This window comes from Paenibacillus cellulosilyticus, assembly GCF_003182255.1.
In the GTDB taxonomy this organism is placed as follows: domain Bacteria; phylum Bacillota; class Bacilli; order Paenibacillales; family Paenibacillaceae; genus Paenibacillus_T; species Paenibacillus_T cellulosilyticus.
Map to the genome: position 1 here is coordinate 44,529 of NZ_QGTQ01000013.1, position 19,176 is coordinate 63,704.

16 protein-coding genes are annotated in these 19,176 nt (G+C 49.0%); 3 read left to right on the forward strand and 13 right to left on the reverse strand.

The window, feature by feature from the left end; all coding sequences use genetic code 11:
• Positions 1 to 128 precede the first annotated feature (128 nt).
• The 3 genes from DFQ01_RS16855 to pepF all read left to right on the forward strand — a co-directional run bounded on the left by DFQ01_RS16855 (position 129) and on the right by pepF (position 2,670).
• On the forward strand, positions 129 to 362 hold the full coding sequence (locus DFQ01_RS16855; RefSeq protein WP_110045062.1) for a hypothetical protein: 234 nt from the start codon (positions 129 to 131) through the stop codon (positions 360 to 362).
• A gap of 100 nt (positions 363 to 462) precedes the next feature.
• Entirely contained in the window at positions 463 to 642 is a 180-nt protein-coding gene (locus DFQ01_RS16860) for a hypothetical protein (protein ID WP_110045063.1), read from the forward strand.
• 237 nt (positions 643 to 879) lie between these two features.
• Positions 880 to 2,670: an oligoendopeptidase F gene (pepF, locus tag DFQ01_RS16865; RefSeq protein WP_110045163.1), complete on the forward strand. Its 1,791-nt coding sequence runs from the start codon at positions 880 to 882 to the stop codon at positions 2,668 to 2,670.
• 60 nt (positions 2,671 to 2,730) lie between these two features.
• On the opposite strand, the gene DFQ01_RS16870 is transcribed toward pepF, so the two are convergent.
• From DFQ01_RS16870 to DFQ01_RS16930, 13 genes are all read right to left on the reverse strand, one after another.
• Positions 2,731 to 4,044, reverse strand: a complete 1,314-nt coding sequence (locus DFQ01_RS16870; RefSeq protein WP_110045064.1) for a DUF4179 domain-containing protein — start codon at positions 4,042 to 4,044, stop codon at positions 2,731 to 2,733.
• Positions 3,971 to 4,573 carry a sigma-70 family RNA polymerase sigma factor gene (locus DFQ01_RS16875; protein WP_110045065.1) on the reverse strand — a complete coding sequence of 201 codons (603 nt, stop codon included), beginning with the start codon at positions 4,571 to 4,573 and terminating at the stop codon, positions 3,971 to 3,973. Before DFQ01_RS16875 ends, DFQ01_RS16870 begins: the two co-directional genes overlap by 74 nt.
• A 125-nt stretch (positions 4,574 to 4,698) precedes the next feature.
• Positions 4,699 to 5,598 carry an ABC transporter ATP-binding protein gene (locus tag DFQ01_RS16880; RefSeq protein WP_110045066.1) on the reverse strand — a complete coding sequence of 300 codons (900 nt, stop codon included), beginning with the start codon at positions 5,596 to 5,598 and terminating at the stop codon, positions 4,699 to 4,701.
• Between the two features lie 4 nt (positions 5,599 to 5,602).
• Positions 5,603 to 8,455 carry an ABC transporter permease gene (locus DFQ01_RS16885; RefSeq protein WP_110045067.1) on the reverse strand — a complete coding sequence of 951 codons (2,853 nt, stop codon included), beginning with the start codon at positions 8,453 to 8,455 and terminating at the stop codon, positions 5,603 to 5,605.
• A gap of 74 nt (positions 8,456 to 8,529) precedes the next feature.
• A complete protein-coding gene (locus tag DFQ01_RS16890) occupies positions 8,530 to 9,564 on the reverse strand; it encodes an efflux RND transporter periplasmic adaptor subunit (protein WP_174812597.1) in 1,035 nt (344 codons plus the stop codon).
• Positions 9,542 to 10,246 (reverse strand): ABC transporter ATP-binding protein, encoded by a 705-nt coding sequence (locus tag DFQ01_RS16895; protein ID WP_110045069.1) that lies wholly within the window; start codon positions 10,244 to 10,246, stop codon positions 9,542 to 9,544. The genes DFQ01_RS16890 and DFQ01_RS16895 overlap by 23 nt, the downstream gene beginning before the upstream one ends.
• Positions 10,247 to 10,280: 34 nt before the next feature.
• Entirely contained in the window at positions 10,281 to 11,282 is a 1,002-nt protein-coding gene (locus tag DFQ01_RS16900; RefSeq protein ID WP_110045070.1) for a LacI family DNA-binding transcriptional regulator, read from the reverse strand.
• 229 nt (positions 11,283 to 11,511) lie between these two features.
• Complete coding sequence (locus tag DFQ01_RS16905; RefSeq protein WP_110045071.1) at positions 11,512 to 13,320, reverse strand: ABC transporter substrate-binding protein; 1,809 nt, start codon at positions 13,318 to 13,320, stop codon at positions 11,512 to 11,514.
• 86 nt (positions 13,321 to 13,406) lie between these two features.
• Positions 13,407 to 14,306: a carbohydrate ABC transporter permease gene (locus DFQ01_RS16910; RefSeq protein WP_110045072.1), complete on the reverse strand. Its 900-nt coding sequence runs from the start codon at positions 14,304 to 14,306 to the stop codon at positions 13,407 to 13,409.
• 13 nt (positions 14,307 to 14,319) lie between these two features.
• Complete coding sequence (locus DFQ01_RS16915; protein ID WP_110045073.1) at positions 14,320 to 15,288, reverse strand: ABC transporter permease; 969 nt, start codon at positions 15,286 to 15,288, stop codon at positions 14,320 to 14,322.
• Between the two features lie 562 nt (positions 15,289 to 15,850).
• On the reverse strand, positions 15,851 to 16,744 hold the full coding sequence (locus DFQ01_RS16920; RefSeq protein ID WP_110045074.1) for a DUF92 domain-containing protein: 894 nt from the start codon (positions 16,742 to 16,744) through the stop codon (positions 15,851 to 15,853).
• 38 nt (positions 16,745 to 16,782) lie between these two features.
• A complete protein-coding gene (locus DFQ01_RS16925; RefSeq protein WP_110045075.1) occupies positions 16,783 to 17,520 on the reverse strand; it encodes a glycerophosphodiester phosphodiesterase in 738 nt (245 codons plus the stop codon).
• 182 nt (positions 17,521 to 17,702) lie between these two features.
• Positions 17,703 to 19,100 (reverse strand): CapA family protein, encoded by a 1,398-nt coding sequence (locus DFQ01_RS16930; RefSeq protein ID WP_110045076.1) that lies wholly within the window; start codon positions 19,098 to 19,100, stop codon positions 17,703 to 17,705.
• Positions 19,101 to 19,176: the final 76 nt, after the last annotated feature.

Consider the following 19,176-nt stretch of genomic DNA (forward strand, 5'->3'; position numbering starts at 1 on the left):
GGTCCAGCGCCGGACGATCAAGCCGCCGCACGTGATCTGGGTACCTTATATTACCATTAGATTAGATTGATTTCCACCCTAAACTTTGGCTATGATGAATGCAAACCTGTGAGAGGGGTCAAGCACCCATGATTAAGAAACATCAGATTTATAAGACCGATAATTACAACATGTTAACCGTTGAGGTTCAAGGCAAAACATTGGTTGTAAGAGAAATATCCGATCAATGGGGCGAGGAGTGCCACACATTCGTAAGTCGTCCAGAGATGCTTCACTGGGCTCAGAACCGGTTCCGCGCTGACGATTTCGCTGGCCGCGAAGAAGAACGCGAAGCAATTCTGACGGCATTCCGGGAAGTGTAGCCGCGATCCTGCTGTCAAGGAAGGAATTTCCTTGTACAGCGGCGAACATATCGGATACAGCCTGTGCATACAAGTCACTACGAGAGGATCCGTTTGAACGATGAACACTGAAGCATCCATTATTTTCATCATCGCGGCTTTTGTGCTCGGCGGAGTTATTCTTATGTATCGCAATTCGTTATCTGCCCCGCTCCGTCGTCCGCTGGCCATAACAGCAATCGTGTTTATTTTGTTTGCTTTCTTTCTCATTGTGTACAGTTTGACCACGATGGGCAGCTAACAGAATTGTCACATGCAGGATGGATAGGAAGCAAGCTCATACGGCATACTAGCGGCAAAATATGCCGTGAGGTGAAAGCCGATGAGATGGCTTCCTGCTCTACTGTCTGTGGTGCTGCCAGCAGCGCTAATTGGCGGCTCTGCTCCGCAAGCCAAGGCTGGCACATCCTATGAAACGCCGCATCAAGCAGCAACCGAGCTGCTGTGGAGGCCTTATTCTCAAATTAGGAGGAATACAATGACAAGCGTACCGAAGCGTGCTGAATCTGCTGTTGAAACCCGTTGGAAACTGGAGGATCTATTCGCCGACCAGCCTTCCTGGGACCGTGAATATGCACTTGCGAAGGAGCAAATCGGCAAGCTGGCTGGCTTTGAAGGCAAGCTCGCTGATCCTGCTCAGCTAAAAGCGTGCTTCGAGCTCGAAGACGAGCTTTCGCTGCATGTAGAACGCCTCTATGTTTATGCGAATATGAAGCATCATGAAGATACAGCTGAGCCGACGTTCCAGTCCCTCTCCGAGAAATCGAAGAAGCTGAGCGTTGAATCCGGCGAAGCGATGTCCTATATCACGCCAGAGGTGCTAAGCCTAGCGGATGCTGAATTGGACGCACTCATCAACAATCAAGACCTTGCGATTTATCGCAAAACGCTCGAAGAAATGCGTCGGCAGAAAGCGCACATTTTGTCCAAGACAGAAGAAGCGCTGCTCGCTCAAGTCGGCAATATCAGCCAATCCGCGAATACGATCTACAGCATGCTGAACAATGCGGATCTGAAGTTCCCGAAAGTGAAGAACGAGGAAGGCGAAGAAGTCGAGCTGACACAAGGCCGTTATATCCAGTTCCTCGAGAGCAAGGACCGCGAAGTTCGCAAAAACGGATTCAAAGCGATGTACGATACATATGGCAAGCTGCGCAACACGATTGGGGCAACGCTGAACGCAAACGTTTCGAAGAACGTCTTCTACTCCCGCGCTCGCAAGTATCCTTCCGTTCTGGAAATGTCGCTGTTCGGCGATAACATTCCGAAGGAAGTGTACACGAACCTGATCGATACGATCCACAAGCATCTGCCGCTCATGTACCGCTATATGGAGCTTCGCAAGAAGCTGCTTGGCGTCGATGAACTGCACATGTACGATCTGTTCGCACCGCTCGTTGACGAGTTTAAGCTCGACATTACGTATGAGCAAGCGAAAACGACGGTTAAGGAAAGCCTTCAGCCGCTTGGCAGCGACTATCTGGACGTCCTGCAGGACGGCTTCGACAACGGCTGGATCGACGTCTATGAGAACGAAGGCAAGCGTAATGGCGCTTACAGCTGGGGTGCATACGGCACTCACCCTTACGTCCTGCTCAACCATAAAGATAACCTGAACAGCATGTTCACGCTCACCCATGAGATGGGCCATGCGCTTCATTCCTATTATTCGGACAGCACGCAAAATTACCGCGACGCACAGTATACGATCTTCCTCGCTGAGGTTGCTTCGACGCTGAACGAAGCACTTCTTATGGACTATCTCTTGAAGAAATCGACGGATCCGAAGGAGAAAATGTACCTGCTCACGTACTACGCGGACCAATTCCGTACGACGGTATTCCGTCAGACGATGTTCGCGGAGTTCGAGAAGATCGTTCACGAGCGTACCGAAGCAGGCGAATCGCTGACACCGGCGGATCTGTCCAAAATCTACTACGACCTCAACGTGCTGTACTACGGCAGCGGCATGGTCGTTGACAAGGACATCGAGATCGAATGGGCGCGCATTCCACACTTCTACACGAGCTTCTATGTGTACAAATACGCAACAGGCTTCTCGGCCGCAACAAGCTTCGCGAAACAAATCCTTGACGAAGGTAAGCCGGCTGTTGATCGTTACCTCGGCTTCCTGAAGAGCGGCGGCAGCGACTATTCGATCAACATCCTGAAGCGTGCTGGCGTTGACATGTCGACGCCAGAACCAATCGAACAAGCGATGGCGGTGTTCGAGGATCTGATCAGTCAAATGGAACAGTTGACCAAGTAATCTCGTAATCGGGATCAATAAGGAAAGCCCGAGCCAGTTGATGGCTCGGGCTTTTCTTTTCTATTTGCTTGATTGAATAGGAATTGTAAGGGTCTGGTTATAGGTTTTGATGTAATGGTATCCGCCTAGCAATAAGCTCTCTGGCTTCACATCCGTCTTAAAGGAAAACGTCTGCTCCCACATGATGTTGCCGTTCTTCAAATCCCAAGGACGTGCTTGGGAAATTGATGCTGCTGGAACGACAGTCCCCCCCGCTTGAACGGCGATCGTGTCGTTATCAAGGATCGTGAATTGTTTTCTAGCGATTACGATATCGTAGCCGGAAGTGGTTTTGGTTACACTTCGAATCCACAGCTTCTCATTGCCAATTAGAATGGAACGATCGGATGGCGAAGCTAGCGAGATCGGCTGATCTACCTTCTGGTAGCCGTCGAAATTATCGAGAACAAGGGACATCGACTCTACTTTGTCGGTAGGAAGCACATCATATTCGAGAATAAATCCCTTCGTATCGCCGGATATATTCGATTCCCCACCCCATGCCTTCAATTCGGTACCATTGACGTAGAGCCTTGTATTCCCCATAAACCTCGGATATTCCCCATTTGACATTTCATAATGTCCTTTAATGACAGTTGACGTAGGCGAGGCTGTTATAGAATCATAGACTACCTTCCCTCGGTCAACTGCAACGGATGCCGTTAGCTTCTCTTTAATGATGCTGTTCATCGCTTTATTCGCTTCATAGTTGAAGCTGATCGGATAAGATGCCCGTTCCTTGTCACTGATCCACTCACTGAAGGTAACCGTTAGCTTTCTAGCAAATGGGCTAACCGGCTCGAATTTATATACGCCTTCGAAGTGGGTCGCGTCTGGGCTATGGTTACCATAACCTTCTTTCATCCTCGAGTTCTTCAGAAAGCTATGTAAGTCGCCAACGTTGAAACGTAGATCGTATTCATTCTTCAATACGGAGCCTCCCGGTGCATCAATCGTGTAGTACATTAACAAGGCATTATCGTCCGCAATGACCCCTTCAATCATAATGACCGTTCCATCGTCCAGCGTTTTGCTTTTGTTGACGGTCTGGCCATAGCCTTGGTCCGCTACTTCAGAGAAGCTTAACGAGGAAAGCTCAATCTTGCTCAGCAGCTTGCCTCCCAAATAAGCAAATGCCGGATACTGGTAAGTCCCAACGATTAGTAGAAATGCGGCAGCCATTGCAGCGCCCCATACCATCGCTCTAGGTTTATGTTTTGTCTTAGCAGGAACTTGCTCCAGTGCATGCCGAAGCCTGTTTTCAAGTTCTGACGGCGCCTGGATGACACTCCGATTCTGCTTGTGCTCCTGCAACCTCTCTTCGATCGTTCTCACGACGATCACCTCCGATCACGGCTTTTAGTTTTTGAATCCCTTGCGAAATTCTTGATTTGATCGTCCCGATCGGCGAATCTGTCATATCTGCTATCACCTGATAGGGAAGATCATGTATGTAGCGAAGCTCGATCGCTTCACGCTGTCTCGTATTCAGATGCGAGAGCAGCACTTCCATGTCCATTTCTGATTCCGTTTCACGATATGGATTGTCATCTGTTAATTCAACATAATCTGGTGCTTCCTCGTCCCCTAGTGGATGAAATCGATCCTTGGAACGAAGCATCGCTTTGCAACGATTGACCAGAATCGTTTTGCTCCAGCTGTAGAATGCCTCTCCCTTCTGCAGCTGGTCCAGCTTCTCATACAGCTTGACGATCATATCTTCCATCGCATCCATCGCGTCATGCTCGTTCTTCATGTAGCTATAGGCAAGACGATAGTAAGCGTCTTGTTCGGCTATGATGAGCTGTAGCAATGCTTCCTTGTTGCCTCTCTGTGCTTGTTTGACAAGACGGCTGATGTTCATGTTCTCCCCCCCTTTACCTAGATAAGAGATCGCAGAGGCCAATAAAGTTCATTATGAAATAAAAAAACTCCACAACCAAGCACTAAAGGAATTGTTACATTCCCTAAGCGGTTGCGGAGTAATCATTATCGTTCGATCTTAGCCGTCTCCGGAGGAGACAAAATGATGCGGCCGTCTTCCCATTCGACTTTCACGCGTGTATGATCCTTGAACGCTTCATTATCGAGATAAGCAGCTGGAATTTGCAGGCGGCCAGCCTTATCGATGACGGCATATTCCACATGCGTTTCAGCCTGTTCAACATGGCCATACACATCTGCAATGTTATCTTCTTCCTCGATATCGGCTTGTGTTCGGATCATCTCCGACGACGTACGTCCGTCACGGATCGAAACGACACGATCGACCTTACGTGCTAGCTGCGGATCGTGCGTTACGATAACAATCGTTAATCCCATCTCTCGGTTCAAACGGCGGAATAGGTCCAGCACTTGACTTGCGGTCTTCGAGTCCAGTGAGCCTGTTGGCTCATCGGCCAGCAGCAAACGCGGCTGATTCGCCAATGCGATCGCAATCGCAACACGCTGCTGTTCACCACCGGACAGCTCGCTAAGTCGATTATGACGGCGGTGCTGAAGGCCAACTGCATCAAGCAGTTCAAGCGCTCTCTCCTTCTTGCGGCGACCCTTCAGGAGAACCGGAAGCTCCACATTTTCTTGCGCGGTCAAGTACGGAATCAAGTTGCGTGCGTTGTTCTGCCAGACGAAGCCGACCGATTCCCGTTTATAACGGATAAGCTGCCGTTCAGACATCGTCAGCATGTCCTTGCCATCGACGAATAGCTTCCCTGCCGATGGGCGATCAAGCCCGCCGAGCATATTCAAGAGTGTGGACTTGCCGCTGCCGCTCGAGCCGATGATCGCCATCAGCTCGCCGTCCTCCACTCGCAAGTCCAAACCTTGAAGCGCTACGACTTCAAGATCTGCTGTTTTATAAATTTTGACAAGCCCATCGCAATGAATCATGCAGTTACTCCTCTCCCAGCTTCAGAGCTTGATGGACACGGATGCGGAACAGTCGAATGCCGAGTACGACCAATCCAATCGCAAGCATGAACAAGACGACCGTAAGCAGCTGGATATAATCCGACGTACTGTGCGCGATGCGGAACGGAAGCATCTGTACCTTCGTGTCGAACGACATTCTAAACAGTGGAACGAACCATTCACTCGTTACACGACCGGAGATTAACCCGATTACAACGGCAACCCCGGATGTTAACAGCTGTTCACTGATGAGCATGCCAATTAATTGGCCGAAAGGAATACCCATTGCACGTAGAATACCGTATTGCAGCGTTCTGCCTGACAAGGTCAGAATCCAGAACAGCAGGAAACCGCTCAAGCTAATAAGCATAGATATGACGAAGCCCAACGTCATAACACCGTTGATCGCAAGCCGGAACGGATCGTTACGCGATTCGATTAGCGCAGACTTGCGGTCCGCGACTTTGACAATTTGAATCTTCTTATCTTGGAGTTCCTGATACACGTCGCTGGCTGTCTTGCCGTCCTTAAGCTTCAGCCATACTTCATATGGCTCTACAGCAAGACGGTTCTTGATCGTGTCCAGGTGCCCGATAATGAGCTTCGGAAGCTCCCCTGTCTTGCCGTCCGTTGTTAAATCCGCTGTTGGATTCCATGAAGACCAATAATCCACAATGCCATACACAACGAATGGTGAGGAACTAAGCTTTTGCCATCCAACATTGATTGTGTCACCAACATTGATTCCATCTGCCTCCGCTAATGTTCTCGAGATGAGGACCGCTGTCGGCTCTGGCGCGATTAGATTCAAGTATAGATTCATATGATGATCAAGCAAGTCGCTGCGCAGGCTCGCTACTTTGCCGAAATCATCCGTTTTGATGCCCATCAGCTCCGTATCGATCGTACCTTTGCCTACCGAAACCGTTGCATCCTCCTTAATGAACACCTGTGCCGCAGCCTCAACACTCGTCAGCTTCTGATAGCTGCCGAAGTCCGGCTCTGTGTATTGAACGCGCTTATTCGGATCTACCGTCACTTGAGCCTGTGTAGGAGCTCCCGTCTGCGGAGGCGGCGCATCGTTCTGCCAATATTCCGTGAGCGTCACATCGGCGCCCATCGCATAATTGATCTTGTCCTCTAAGTTGTTGTTAATCGTTCGTGCCGAGTGGGCGCTGAACAGACCTGTTGCAACGGTCAGGACGAGGAATAGCTGAATCGTAAGAAACTGCTTCGATGAACGGCTCGTCTGAGTGAGTACCGCGTATAGCGCTGGCGGCCACCATCTCCTGCCGATTCGATATATAAGGCGAAGCAGCCAGGGATACACACGCAGCAGCAGCAAGCCGCCACCAAAGGCGAACATAGCCGGCGTCAGGAACAGCATCGGGTCAATCTGCAAGGAGCCGCTGTCGATCCCAAGCTTATCGAAGTTATCCATCTGCTTGCGGAAACCGTTCAACAGGTAGATAGAGACGCCGAGCAGAATGACGTCGAGGACAAGCTTATGCCAGACGGATGTCCCTTCTCCACGTGACAAGTTGCGCTTGCGGTCAACGATCGAGACATTCGCAGCGTGAATGACAGGAATAAGGACAAGCAGAATAGCGCCGCCCATCGCATAAGCAGCAAGCCGAATCGCATCTTCTGTCAAATGCACCTCAAGTGCCGAACGATCAACGAATTGCAAGAAACCGTTCGCAGAACCAAGCACCTTCGTAAACATAAGTCCGCCGAAAACACCAATAGTAAGTGCGGGGATCGCTAATAATATCGCCTCTATGGCATATATACCGACAATTTGGATTTTGCTGGCTCCACGGCTTCGAAGGACGGATATTTCGGTCTTCTGCCCTTCTATCATTTTGTTCGAGATAAGAAGCAGGTAGAATACGAGCATCAACATCAGTGGAGCATACAACGCCCAGAGCAATCGGGTGAGTCGTTCCTTCGTATCCCCGTAACCTTTGAGTGTACGGAGTGCAGGGAATTCGAGCTGGTGGGTGCCAAGACGATTATCGAAGTACTTATCGATACGTCCCGCTTCACCCATGAAGGTCGTAAGATTCGCTGCTTTCAAATCAGGGTAATGAAGTGCAACTTGATATTGCAGTGAGGATAGCTCAAGTCTAGATGAGCCGACGATCTCTCGGTCGAACCATTCGAATGGAACAAACATGAGATTGCCGACGCCTTCGAGCTTGAACCGTAAGTATGTACCGTTCTCATCCTCCTGCTGTTCGATCAGACCAACAGGCTTGAAGCGGAGAGTCTCGCCTGTTTTGCTATTGTTGATCTCGAGGATGCTGTTTAGATCGCGCTTGAATTCAATGAGGAACTTCTGGGTAACGAGCGTCTCGATGACGCCGTCAACCGGTTCTGCCGCCGGCATTCTGCCGTCCAGCAGCTTGATATGTTTATCCAAGTCCGATACCGCAACGACTGCAGCTAATCGATTTATCTTCTTCTCTGCGTCGGTTGCGTCAGCAGCAAATGTCGTATAGGTTCGAGTTGCCCGATATTTCTGATAAGCAAGGACACCCATGTTGAAGCGCCCGAATTCCCTGTTCATGAATGCATCGGCGGCCACGACCCGCTGCGGAATTTGCGTGACGTCTGGTGATACCGACGTCGATGCACGGAACCAGCCTGGATATTGTCCGGACGTTTTCTGCAAGTTCTGAAGCTGTTTCTGCATCGTCTGCTGTAGAATCGCATCCGTATACATTGGCATTGAACTGAACAATGCTGCGCATATGAGCAAGCCGATCAGCAGGTTCAACTGCAGCCAGCTGTTCTTGCGCATTTTGCGAATGATCATTGTCAAGATCGCCACACTTATCACCCCCTAACATCAGGATCTTTTCGCGGGGCAAAAAGTCACTCCGCTTCTAGCTGGCTAGCAGCTTGTTAGTTGTTAAGAACGATTTGGTCGCCTTCTGCTAGGCCGCGCCGAATTTCAACCTCTGTTGGCGTGGACATCCCCACCTCGACGTCCACTTCCTTGCGACGATCGCCATCAAGCACTTGTACATACTTCCGATCGAGATAAGTACGAAGGCCGGATTTCGGGATGATAAGTACATTTTGCTGACGCTGTTTAAAAATTTTGAGTTCTGCCATTTCGCCGATTTCGCCCTTTAGGCTATCTCCGTCAACAATAAGCAGCTTGGCGTTCTTTTCGTTCACAGATTGGTCGCTGGAGTAAGGTGCTGAGCTTGGGGTCTGTACGACTTTACCTGTCAGTTCTTTGTCATCGATCTTAATTTCAACTGGCATGTTCGGTTGTAGAGAAGAAAGTTCTGAGGGGTCATCCGCTGTATATACCAACTGAATACGCGACGGATCTGCGATTGTGACGATCGTATCGTACGCGTTCATAATTTGTCCGGGGGAAACATCTGCCAAATAGGTGACGACACCATCAATCGGTGCGACAAGGCTCAAGCTGTCCCATTGCTGCTGAAGCGCTTCCAATTGTAGTTTGACAGATTTCAAATCCAGCTTCGCGTCTGCGATGTCATCCTCATTGCCGCTTTTAATTGCTCGCTGGAGATCAAGCTGTGCCCGTTCATACGAAATATGCTGAAGATCCAGCCTCAGCTTCAAATCATCGCTTCCAAGCTCCGCGATAAGTTGTCCTTTCTTAACCTTATCCCCCTGCGATACATGTATAGCGGAGAGTCTGCCGCCGCCTTGCTTGAAGAATACATCTTCCTGCGATTTGGAGACTACTGTAGCGAAACCTTTAAAATATATAGATAGTTCGCCTTTCTTCACATCTACTACATCAAATTTCTGTTCTGCTGGCTTCACAAGCGGCGGAGGAATTGGCTCTTCTTCCTTAGGAAGCAAGGAGCAGCCTGACAACGCTGCGATGACCAGAGTTGCGACACCGACACTTGTTGCAACCGTTTTCAACTTATTCTTCACTGGCCTTACCAATATGCCCATCCTCCAATGCGATCGTCTGATCCATCATACTGAGCACGCTAAGATCATGCGTTGTCATAATAATTGTCATGCCAAGCCGATCTACAAGCTCACGAAATAGCCGGATAACGGACCGTCCTGTTTTTGAATCCAACTCAGCTGTCGGTTCATCTGCCAATAGTAAAACAGGATGATGGGCGATCGCCCTTGCAATCGCGACTCGCTGCTGTTCACCACCTGACAATTCACCCGGACGATGCTTCATTCGTTCTTTCATTCCGACTTGTTCAAGCGCCTCTTCAGCCATTCGCCGTGTCTGAGATGAAGAAATTCCTGCAATGCGCAAACCAAATTCAACATTCTCGTACGCAGACATTAACGGCATCAAAGCGTAAGATTGAAAAATAAGACCGATTCGCTTCCGACGCAGCTGATTGCGCTGCTTCTCCGATAATACGGTCAAATCCTCACCTTGCAGCAAAAGCCTTCCTTCAGAAGGCCGATCCAGCGCACCGATTATGTTCAAAAGTGTTGTCTTCCCCGAGCCCGAACGCCCTCGGAGCGCTGTAATCGTCCCTTGCTCTGCTGTAAAGCTTATTTCATTCAATGCTTTGACTGCACCGTCGCCTCTGCCGAAAACGCGCGTTACTTGATCTGCGATGACCATAGCTGTACGCGCCTGCTCGACTGTCATCAGCTTGTCCTCCTTTCATGTTCCTAGCAAAGCATTATCGAGGAGCTGATGTCGACTCACGTATAATTAACTCGACAGGCTCAACGAGAACAGGCGGCGAATAGTCCGGGTTCTCTACCAGCTCTATCAACTGATGAATAACCCTTTCGCCGATTGAGAATATGTTCTGGCTCACTGTCGTTAGACCTGGTTTGACGATCGATGCAAAAGCTGTATTATCGAATCCGACTACAGAAATATCGCCGGGTACACCCAGACCTGCGTCTGTAACCGCATTCATGACACCAAGCGCCATGACGTCGGACGTACAAACTACAGCTGTCGGTCGATCGGGAAGCTTCAACAAATTTTGCATCGCATTATAGCCGCCGGCCATATCAAAGTTACTAATCTCAACATAATTAGAATAATACGGAAGCTGGAATTGGCGCAAGCCCTGTTGATATCCCTCGAAACGTGTCCGTCCAGCTACATATCCTAAGTAACCCGAAACAAACGCAATTTTGCGATGTCCAAGGTTATACAGATGCTCCATAACAGTCAGAATACCATTGCGGTTATCAGCCGTTATATATCCCGCGCGACGTCCAATCAAGTCGGTGTCGACGAACATAGTCGGCAGCTCAGCCTTAACCAGATCCATTGGAATCTTGTTATCTCTGCCGATACCAAATACGACCATCCCGTCTACGTTGCGGCTTGAACAATGACGAATAACCGAGTAATCCGGGTCGTTGAAATTAGCTGACAAGTGAAGTAAATCGTAGCCACTTGAAGCCAATGCCTTCTGCATCCCTGACATCATCTCAGAGACGAAAGGGTTCGTCATAATGTTATGCAGCAAAATACCAATCGTCCACGAGCGCTTCTTTACAAGTCCTCTTGCTACAACGTTAGGTTCATATCGGAGCAGCCGAATGGATTCATTTACTTTCTTCCTCGTCTTTTCACTTACATCCGTATAGTTATTGATCACTTTGGATACGGTCGTAACGGAAACTCCCGCATGCTTGGCCACATCCGTAATCGAAGCCACCGCTATCACCTCATCAAGTCGGAATGAATCCTATTTTAGAGTCTATTATACATCATATACTACACTGTGACCTATAGCTTTGCGCAGCATAGCAGCTACGTAAGCATAAGGTAGCATGAAGTGGTATTAGAAAAGGGTCGTCAGTGGGACGACCCTTTATCCACTAGTTAAAATAGAGTATTGAATGCCGAGTATTGCTTTCAACTCATCTAGTTTAACGTTTATTGTTTTACTGAACGTCCTTGCCTGTGAACAGCTTAACTCTGTTCTTAACGAGTGCCGTGTACATTTCGCCCATCTTCTTCGCGCCAGCATTGTCGAGATCGGCGATGAACTCGTCGTAAACTTTGTCGAAGTCTTCCGTCTTAGCCAGAACTACCTTCGGAACATCTTTGTCGACGATAGCCTGCGTTTTCGTATAGATGACTTGGTACTCTCCGTCCGTCGGAACTTGCATGTTGTACAGAGCGCCCCATTCCTTGACCGGAAGATCCTTCGGCCACAGGTCTTTCCACGTCGTCGCGTTGTAGCCTGCCAACGCTTCCTTCTCTGCGTCCGAATAGCTCGCAATAATTTGTTCTGGGAAATTCGTCGTGTAGTAGTTGCCCGTCGAATCCTTCACGCCGTCGCCGTAGTGCGGAGCGAAGGCCGTATACAGACCAATACCAGTGGACTTAGAGAAGTTGGCGTTGTCGTTTACTTTCGCATTGTTCACATCATCTGGAATAACGCGTTTGCCGCTCGCATCAAGTGTATATTGCTTGCCTTCCACACCCCAGTTGTTGAGGACTTGGCCTTCATCGGAAGCCAGCCAATCCAGGAACTGAATGGCGCGAACCGGATCCTTGCACGCCTTCGTGATGCTGATGCCGTAGAAATCTACGCCTGCAGATACCAGTTCATGATCTTGGTATTGGTCGCTCAGCGTTACCGGGAAGTGGCCGTACGTCGCATCATTCTTTCCAGCCGACTTGAGCGAGTTCTCGGCATTGCCGTATTCCCACTCTTGCGAAATCAGACCCAAAACAGCGCCGCTCGCGATCTTAGCTTGATACTGGTCATCCTTCTGAACGAAGGAATTTTTGTCGAGCAGACCTTCATTATACATGTGATTCAGCCATCTGAAATATTCCTTTTCTTCCGGACGATAATAATGCAGCTGCGCTTCGTACGTCTCCGGATTGACGTAATATTCGCCGTCGTCCGGTGCTCCGGTCGCGATAAAGGCAGGGTTCGTTACCGTGATCATTCTCTTCCAGCCATCGCCGTTGAGCAGAAGCGGAATTGTTGGTTGGCCGTCCGTCGTCGGATGCTTCGCCACATATTCCTTGAGCACGTTCTCATAATCTTGAACGGTCTTGATTTGCGGATAGCCGAGCTCCTTCAGAACGCGAAGCTGAACTTGGAATCCGCCGGTCGCGTCGAAGCTTTCGTTATTAACGCCGCCGTTCGTCGGGATCGCATAGATCGCTTGGTCGTCCAGGCTATATTTCATGCGATTCATGCTGTCTTTCATAATTTCTTTAATGTGCGGAGCATATTTATCAATCAGATCGGTCAAGTCGATGATGGCGCCGGCGTCAACCAATTTGCCAAGATTGCCCTTAGAAAAGATGATATCTGGATATTGGTCACTAGCAGCCATCAAAGAGATTTTATCTTCGCCGCCGCCGCCGCCGACGTCGAATTCCGCGTTGATCGTAACGCCTGTTGCCGCGGTGATTGCCTTGCCTACGTCATCCTGCATATTGTTCCAGTTCGGGCTTATATCTGCTCCAAAGAACGAGAACGCAATCGGAGACGTGTCCATTTTCGTGGAGTCGGCCGAATCAGAAGGACTGCTTGTGTTGTCGCTAGAGCTGCTTGTGTCGCTAGTACTCGTTGTAGGACTGCTCGTAGAGCTGCTTGTGTCGCTAGTACTCGTTGTAGGACTGCTCGTAGAGCTGCTGTTGTCGTTGTTTCCACCACCGCATCCGCTAAGCAGCAGGATACTTGAAAGCGTTAGCACTGAAAGTGTTTTTGTGCTGTTCCACTTCATTGTACTTCCCCCTTATAGATGATCAAGCATATATTGTACTCAGGCAATTGCCTGTTTGTACCGAATGAGCGCAGACGAGCCGGAGGTTAAGACTTTACGGCTCCAAGCGTCATACCACCTACGAAATACCGCTGCAGGAACGGATACACGACCAAGATCGGTACGGTGACGACGATCGTAATGGCCATCTTGATAGATTCCGGCGATACTTGCGCCATTTGTTTCGCCAAGTCATTCGCATTGTTCATTGCGCTGCCTTGCTGCGTGCTGTCCAATATTTTCTGCAGCTCATATTGCAAGGTCGTGAGCGACGGTTTGTTGCCATTGTACAAATAAGTATCAAACCAGGCATTCCACTGTCCGACGGCCAAGAACAAGGCGATTGTCGCCAGCACCGGCTTGCAGAGTGGAAGAATCACTTTGTAGTAAATTTGAAAATCGTTGGCACCGTCTAGCTTGGCGGATTCTTGCAGCGCATAAGGCAATCCATCGATATAGGAGCGAATAACGAATACGTTAAAGGCGCTAACCAATCCCGGCAGCACATAAATGGCGAATGTGCCGATTAAGTGCAGGTCACGCATCAGAATATAAATCGGAACCAAACCCCCGGAGAAGTACATCGTGAGCGCCAAGAACACCGATATGAATTTTCGGCTCCTGAAGTCCGTCCGGCTTAGCGTGTATGCCAGCATCGAAGCGCTCATCAGGCCGATCAACGTGCCGATCAACGTCCGAAGGACCGAGATTTTGAATCCGGTGAGAAGAGAGGTATAACTGAAAATCGTATTATAGTTTTTCAGCGTAAACTCCCTTGGCCATAAATAAATGCCGCCGCGAACGGTGTCGATTGAATCGTTGAAGGATATAGCGAGCACGTTTATAAACGGATAGAGCGTGACGGCGACCATCAGTGCTATCACCGTGTAGTTGATGATATTGAAGGAGCGTTCGCCCCAATTCAAGTTAATAGATTTGCTGAACATATGCCTGTCCCCCTTACATGATGCTTTCTTTCGCGAATTTCTTGAAGAAGCCGTTCGCCGTAAACAACAGGAGGATGCTGACTACGGAATTAAACATGCTGATAGCGGTACCATAAGAGAAGTGTGCGATTTTTATCCCGTAGTTTAGTGCATACAAGTCGAGCACTTGCGAATAATCAACAACCAAACTGTTCCCGAGCAGCAATTGCTTTTCATATCCGTTGTTGAGCAGATGGCCGACGCTCAAAATGAACAGCACCATGATGGTGGATCGGATACCCGGAAGCGTAATGTTCCACATCTGCCTGAACCGACCGGCTCCGTCGACTTTGGCCGCCTCATAGAGTTCCTTATCGATACCTGTGATAGCCGATAAGAAGATGATCGCATTCCAGCCCGTTTCCTTCCAAATATCAGAACCCGTTACGATGCCCCAGAACCAATGCTCCTTGGCCATAAATTGGATTGGCTCGTGGATGATGTGCAGCCATATCAGCAAATTGTTGACGACGCCATCGAGCGACAGCATGCTCGTGACAATGCCGGCTACGACGACCCAGGACACGAAGTGAGGCAAATAAGTGATCGTCTGGGCTACTCGCTTGAAAGGCATGCTCTTCACTTCATTCAGCAATATCGCGAACAAGATCGGAATCGTGAATCCCGCGATCAACCCCAACACGCTCATCGCAAGCGTATTTCGAAGCACCAAATAGAAATCATGATCATGAAAAAGCGTTTTGAATTGATCGAAGCCAACCCATTTCTGTTCACTGAAAGATTTCGCTGGTTTGTAATTCTGAAACGCCATGGTCCAGCCCCAGATGGGGAGGTAATTGAAGACGAACAACCATAAGACAAAAGGAATAGACATCAACAACAAATATTTCTCACGTACGATTCCGGCCCAAAAGCGTTGTTTCTTCTTAAGGCCGGGTACGTCAACATTTTGGGTTGTTCCAGCAGATGGCAGCGTTTTCATTCATGTTGTTCCCCCTTTAAACTGAATAATTAAAAATGCTCGACTCCAACAGTTGTAATTAACTTGCTGCGATCCACACACTGCTCCCATTTCATTATTTAAAAGCCGCCATAAATGACGACAATTAGCAGATTTATGCATCACTATTCCATTTGCAAAACTTGTTCGATTCGGTTCATTCGGTTTAAACGATTGTGTAAGAGGTAAATGCGGGCATTCATTGTTTAATGAATTGATGCGAGAGGTATTACAAGATTTCTTTAGAGATTAAAGAGAGATTAAAGAAGGGTAACGATTCAGGCAGGTGAAGCAGATTTTGTCGATGCTTCGAAATCGTTTTCGTGTGGTGTGAATAAAAATAAGCGAATTGAACCGCATTCCACAAGTGTCAGCCATCATCACGATGTTATTGATAACTATTTTGGTAATGTAACTGCTTACAAACGCTTATACTCGTGATTATAGGATTGCTTTACGATCTTGTCAATGCTTTTATAAACCGTTTTCGGATACATTTTGTTGCACTACATAAATGCTTTTCGAAACAAAAAAATCAGCCAAATCATTGGCTGATTCCCCATGCAATGACTCCTCCGACAAAAGAAGAGACGATATTGACCGCATCATTATCCATGATTCGCCACCCCCGCAGAGGCTGAGAAGCCGCATCACAGTGAATGCTACGTTCTGTTTCAGAACCGCACACCGAGCATCGAAACATAACTTGTGCATAGGCACCGAGCAGTGAATCGAAAAAAGTTCCAGCGATCCCACCGAACAATGCTGCCACGATAACGCTAAAAATCGGTAGATCTGTCCATCCACCATACCCCTGCCAAGCCGACCCAACTAACATCAAACAAGCGGCAGCCAAACCAATTAACAACGACCCTGCCGCGGCTGCAAGACTGCCAGCCGCTGTAATTCCACCGCTCGTCCCAGGCGGAACGCGCTTCCCTGTCCGTATAGACACTGGCGGTTTTCGGCTCAACGAGCCCAGCTCAGTCGCCCAAGTATCGCCATTGACTGCTGCCATAACACCAACGAATGCATATAACCAGCCGATATGAGGGAACAGTGCATTCCCGATACAAAGCGCTAATCCGATGCCTCCATTCGCCCATACCTGGCTCGCATCCCTTGCGCCCGTTTTTTCGTATAACGATTCCGCCGCTGCTTTTCGATGCTGTTTTCGTTTCCATTTGGAAAGCAAGGAAGACGTCATGAAAAAGGCGAGCAGCGTGCCCATCCACACTAGCCCGCCAAATGCCGTATAGCCCATCCCCATTACGGCTGCAGCAATTGCGCCTCGTTTCGACAAGGCTCGATGCCGAACTGATACCCACGCAATCGCAGCTCCTCCTACTGCACCAATAATGGCTCGATAACCAATGCCAGAAGGATCATCGAACAGCCAAATCGGCGGCTGGAGTGTATCTATTAATCCATTTATCATACTTTCGCCTTACCTTTCACCTTATCCGTTTCGCTCCACTAGTTCTTCTTCTTCGGAATAACTGCTTCGCGCCACTTCTCAGGGTAGTTGGTACAAATCATAATTTCAGCATCCATAGCTGCGTATTTCTTGATCGTTCGAACATCATTAATCGTCCAAAGCATCGTCCGAATTGACGCTGTGCGCAGCGCTTGCAGACGCTCTGTATTCAACTGCCGATATCCAAGCGATAAGAAGTCTGCCCTAAGTTCCTTCAACTCATCGATAAGCGTATCCCGCCAACCGTCAATGATGAGACCAACCGAAATGTCCGGAGACAATGCCCGCACCTCTTGAAGGATTGGCTTATAGAAAGAAGTAATGACCACATCATGCTGAAGGCCATATTGATACAGCAGTTTTAGCACCTCATGTGCAAGACCTGGATATCGTCCGTCTGTCTTCAACTCGACGTTGAGACGACAGCGGCCACAGGTAAGCGCAAGGACCTGCTCCAAAGTAGGAACAGGCTCTCCGCGGTATGAATCACTATACCATTCCCCAGCGTCCAGCTGCTGGAGCTGATCAGCGGTATAGGCTTTCACTTCTCCCATTCCATTCGTGGTGCGGCTCAGTGTATAGTCATGGATGACGACTGGAATGTTGTCCTTCGACAGCTGCACATCAATCTCAATCCAAAATAAATGCTTCTCCTCTAATGCCAGCGAGATGGCTGCCAATGTATTCTCAGGCGCTCTACCAGACCAGCCACGATGCGCCACGCATGGATTACGCACGGCTGCATTCCTCCTTACATCAGGATCTTTGAGCGGAGCTCAAAGTCACTCCTCTTTGACATCAGGATCTTTGAGCATGACATCAGGACCTTTGAGCGTGACATCAGGATCTTTGAGCGGAGCTCAAAGTCACTCCGTTTACTCAAAGTCACTCTGCTTAATCAAAGTCATTCCGCTTTACATCATTGTGCAGTAATAATGCCAGCCTCATCGACTTTCACGCCGAATGCTTTCGAAATGCTCGTCAAATAATCCGTTAGCTCCTTCGCCTTCTCCGGCTCCACAGGCGCAGGTCTTGATTGATCCGATACCATCGGATGGAAGGTAAGATTACATTCCCCGTCTTTCGTGCAGACCGCATCCAGCACACCGGTCTCCTTCGTCCGAGGCGTTGTCGTTACATTGAATATAAAATTGCCAAGGCTGTATGCGATCCATTTGCCTTTATACTGTTCAAAGCCCTGCATGACATGCGGGTGGCTGCCAATGACGAGATCGGCGCCAGCATCAATAAACTGCCGCGCCAGCGTCGTCTGATGCTCAACGGGCTGATCTGCACGCTCAACTCCCCAGTGCACCATCATTACGACGAGATCAGCCTCTTGCTTCGCCTTAGCGATTGCTGCAACCGCCCTCGTAGAATCATAAGCCTCTGCTACACCTGGATGGTTCTTATCGGCTTTCCAGCTGCCTTCTGGCACGACGCGGCTAACGCTAAGATACGCAACCTTAATCCCATTGGCCTCAAGCACGACAGGCGCGAATGCCTCCGTATCATCATTGCCGCCGCCTACATTCGCAATTCCAGCATCTTTTAAAGCTGCAATCGTATCAAGCAGCCCTTCTGTCCCTTGATCCAGCGTATGGTTGTTGGCGAGACTTACAATATCGAAACCGGCTTCCTTCAGCGGCGGAAGCAAATCAGGTGACCCCTTGAACACATATTGCTTATTGGCCGCTGGTATGCCTCTTGTCGTAATCGGATTCTCCAAATTGCCAGCCGTTATATCCGGACTTAACAAATAATCAAGTGCGCCAGAGAACGGATAATCCAGCCCCTGCTTGCGCATTGTCGTTTCAACACTCGAGCCTAACAATAGATCACCTACAAATGCGAGGCGAATTGAACCTGTGGAACCTGTGCTGCTTCCAATGGCGCCTGTCGAACCTGCTCCCTCAACGCTTGAATCTGTCGTTGCGTTGCCTTCATTCGCTTCCGTCCCGCTCCCATCTGTTACGGTGTCGGTGTCGGTGTCGGTGTCGGTGTCGGTTGTTGAAGCCGATTGCTCAGCAGCATCCTCATCCGAGGACGTCTGCTCGTCAGTTGCTGCATTTGGTGTAGACGCATCATCTGTATGAGTCGCTTCATCTTTCTGTTCTTCATTTGCAGATGAATCGTTGTGCTGAGCCGTTTCCGTATTCGATCCCGATTGTTTATTAGGGAAAATCGTGGACCAGAATACAGCGCCGAGAATAAGAATAACGGCTAACATTGCTAGATTAATAGCCGCTAGTTTTCGAAAGCGACGGCTTCGCCTCTTCTTGTTCTGCTGGTGAGTGTCCGAACGCGATACATACATGAACGAATAACCTCCGTTATGAACAGTTATCTCTAATAGAATAGGTAGTTCTTAGGGACTTACCCATTATACCAGT

Excerpts from the sequence above, each read along its gene's own strand:
- DFQ01_RS16855 (WP_110045062.1), top strand. The coding sequence starts at position 129 with ATGATTAAGAAACATCAGATTTATAAGACCGATAATTACAACATGTTA.
- DFQ01_RS16860 (WP_110045063.1), top strand. The coding sequence starts at position 463 with ATGAACACTGAAGCATCCATTATTTTCATCATCGCGGCTTTTGTGCTC.
- pepF (WP_110045163.1), top strand. The coding sequence starts at position 880 with ATGACAAGCGTACCGAAGCGTGCTGAATCTGCTGTTGAAACCCGTTGG.
- DFQ01_RS16875 (WP_110045065.1), bottom strand. The coding sequence starts at position 4,573 with ATGAACATCAGCCGTCTTGTCAAACAAGCACAGAGAGGCAACAAGGAA.
- DFQ01_RS16880 (WP_110045066.1), bottom strand. The coding sequence starts at position 5,598 with ATGATTCATTGCGATGGGCTTGTCAAAATTTATAAAACAGCAGATCTT.
- DFQ01_RS16895 (WP_110045069.1), bottom strand. The coding sequence starts at position 10,246 with ATGACAGTCGAGCAGGCGCGTACAGCTATGGTCATCGCAGATCAAGTA.
- DFQ01_RS16905 (WP_110045071.1), bottom strand. The coding sequence starts at position 13,320 with ATGAAGTGGAACAGCACAAAAACACTTTCAGTGCTAACGCTTTCAAGT.
- DFQ01_RS16910 (WP_110045072.1), bottom strand. The coding sequence starts at position 14,306 with ATGTTCAGCAAATCTATTAACTTGAATTGGGGCGAACGCTCCTTCAAT.
- DFQ01_RS16915 (WP_110045073.1), bottom strand. The coding sequence starts at position 15,288 with ATGAAAACGCTGCCATCTGCTGGAACAACCCAAAATGTTGACGTACCC.
- DFQ01_RS16920 (WP_110045074.1), bottom strand. The coding sequence starts at position 16,744 with ATGATAAATGGATTAATAGATACACTCCAGCCGCCGATTTGGCTGTTC.
- DFQ01_RS16930 (WP_110045076.1), bottom strand. The coding sequence starts at position 19,100 with ATGTATGTATCGCGTTCGGACACTCACCAGCAGAACAAGAAGAGGCGA.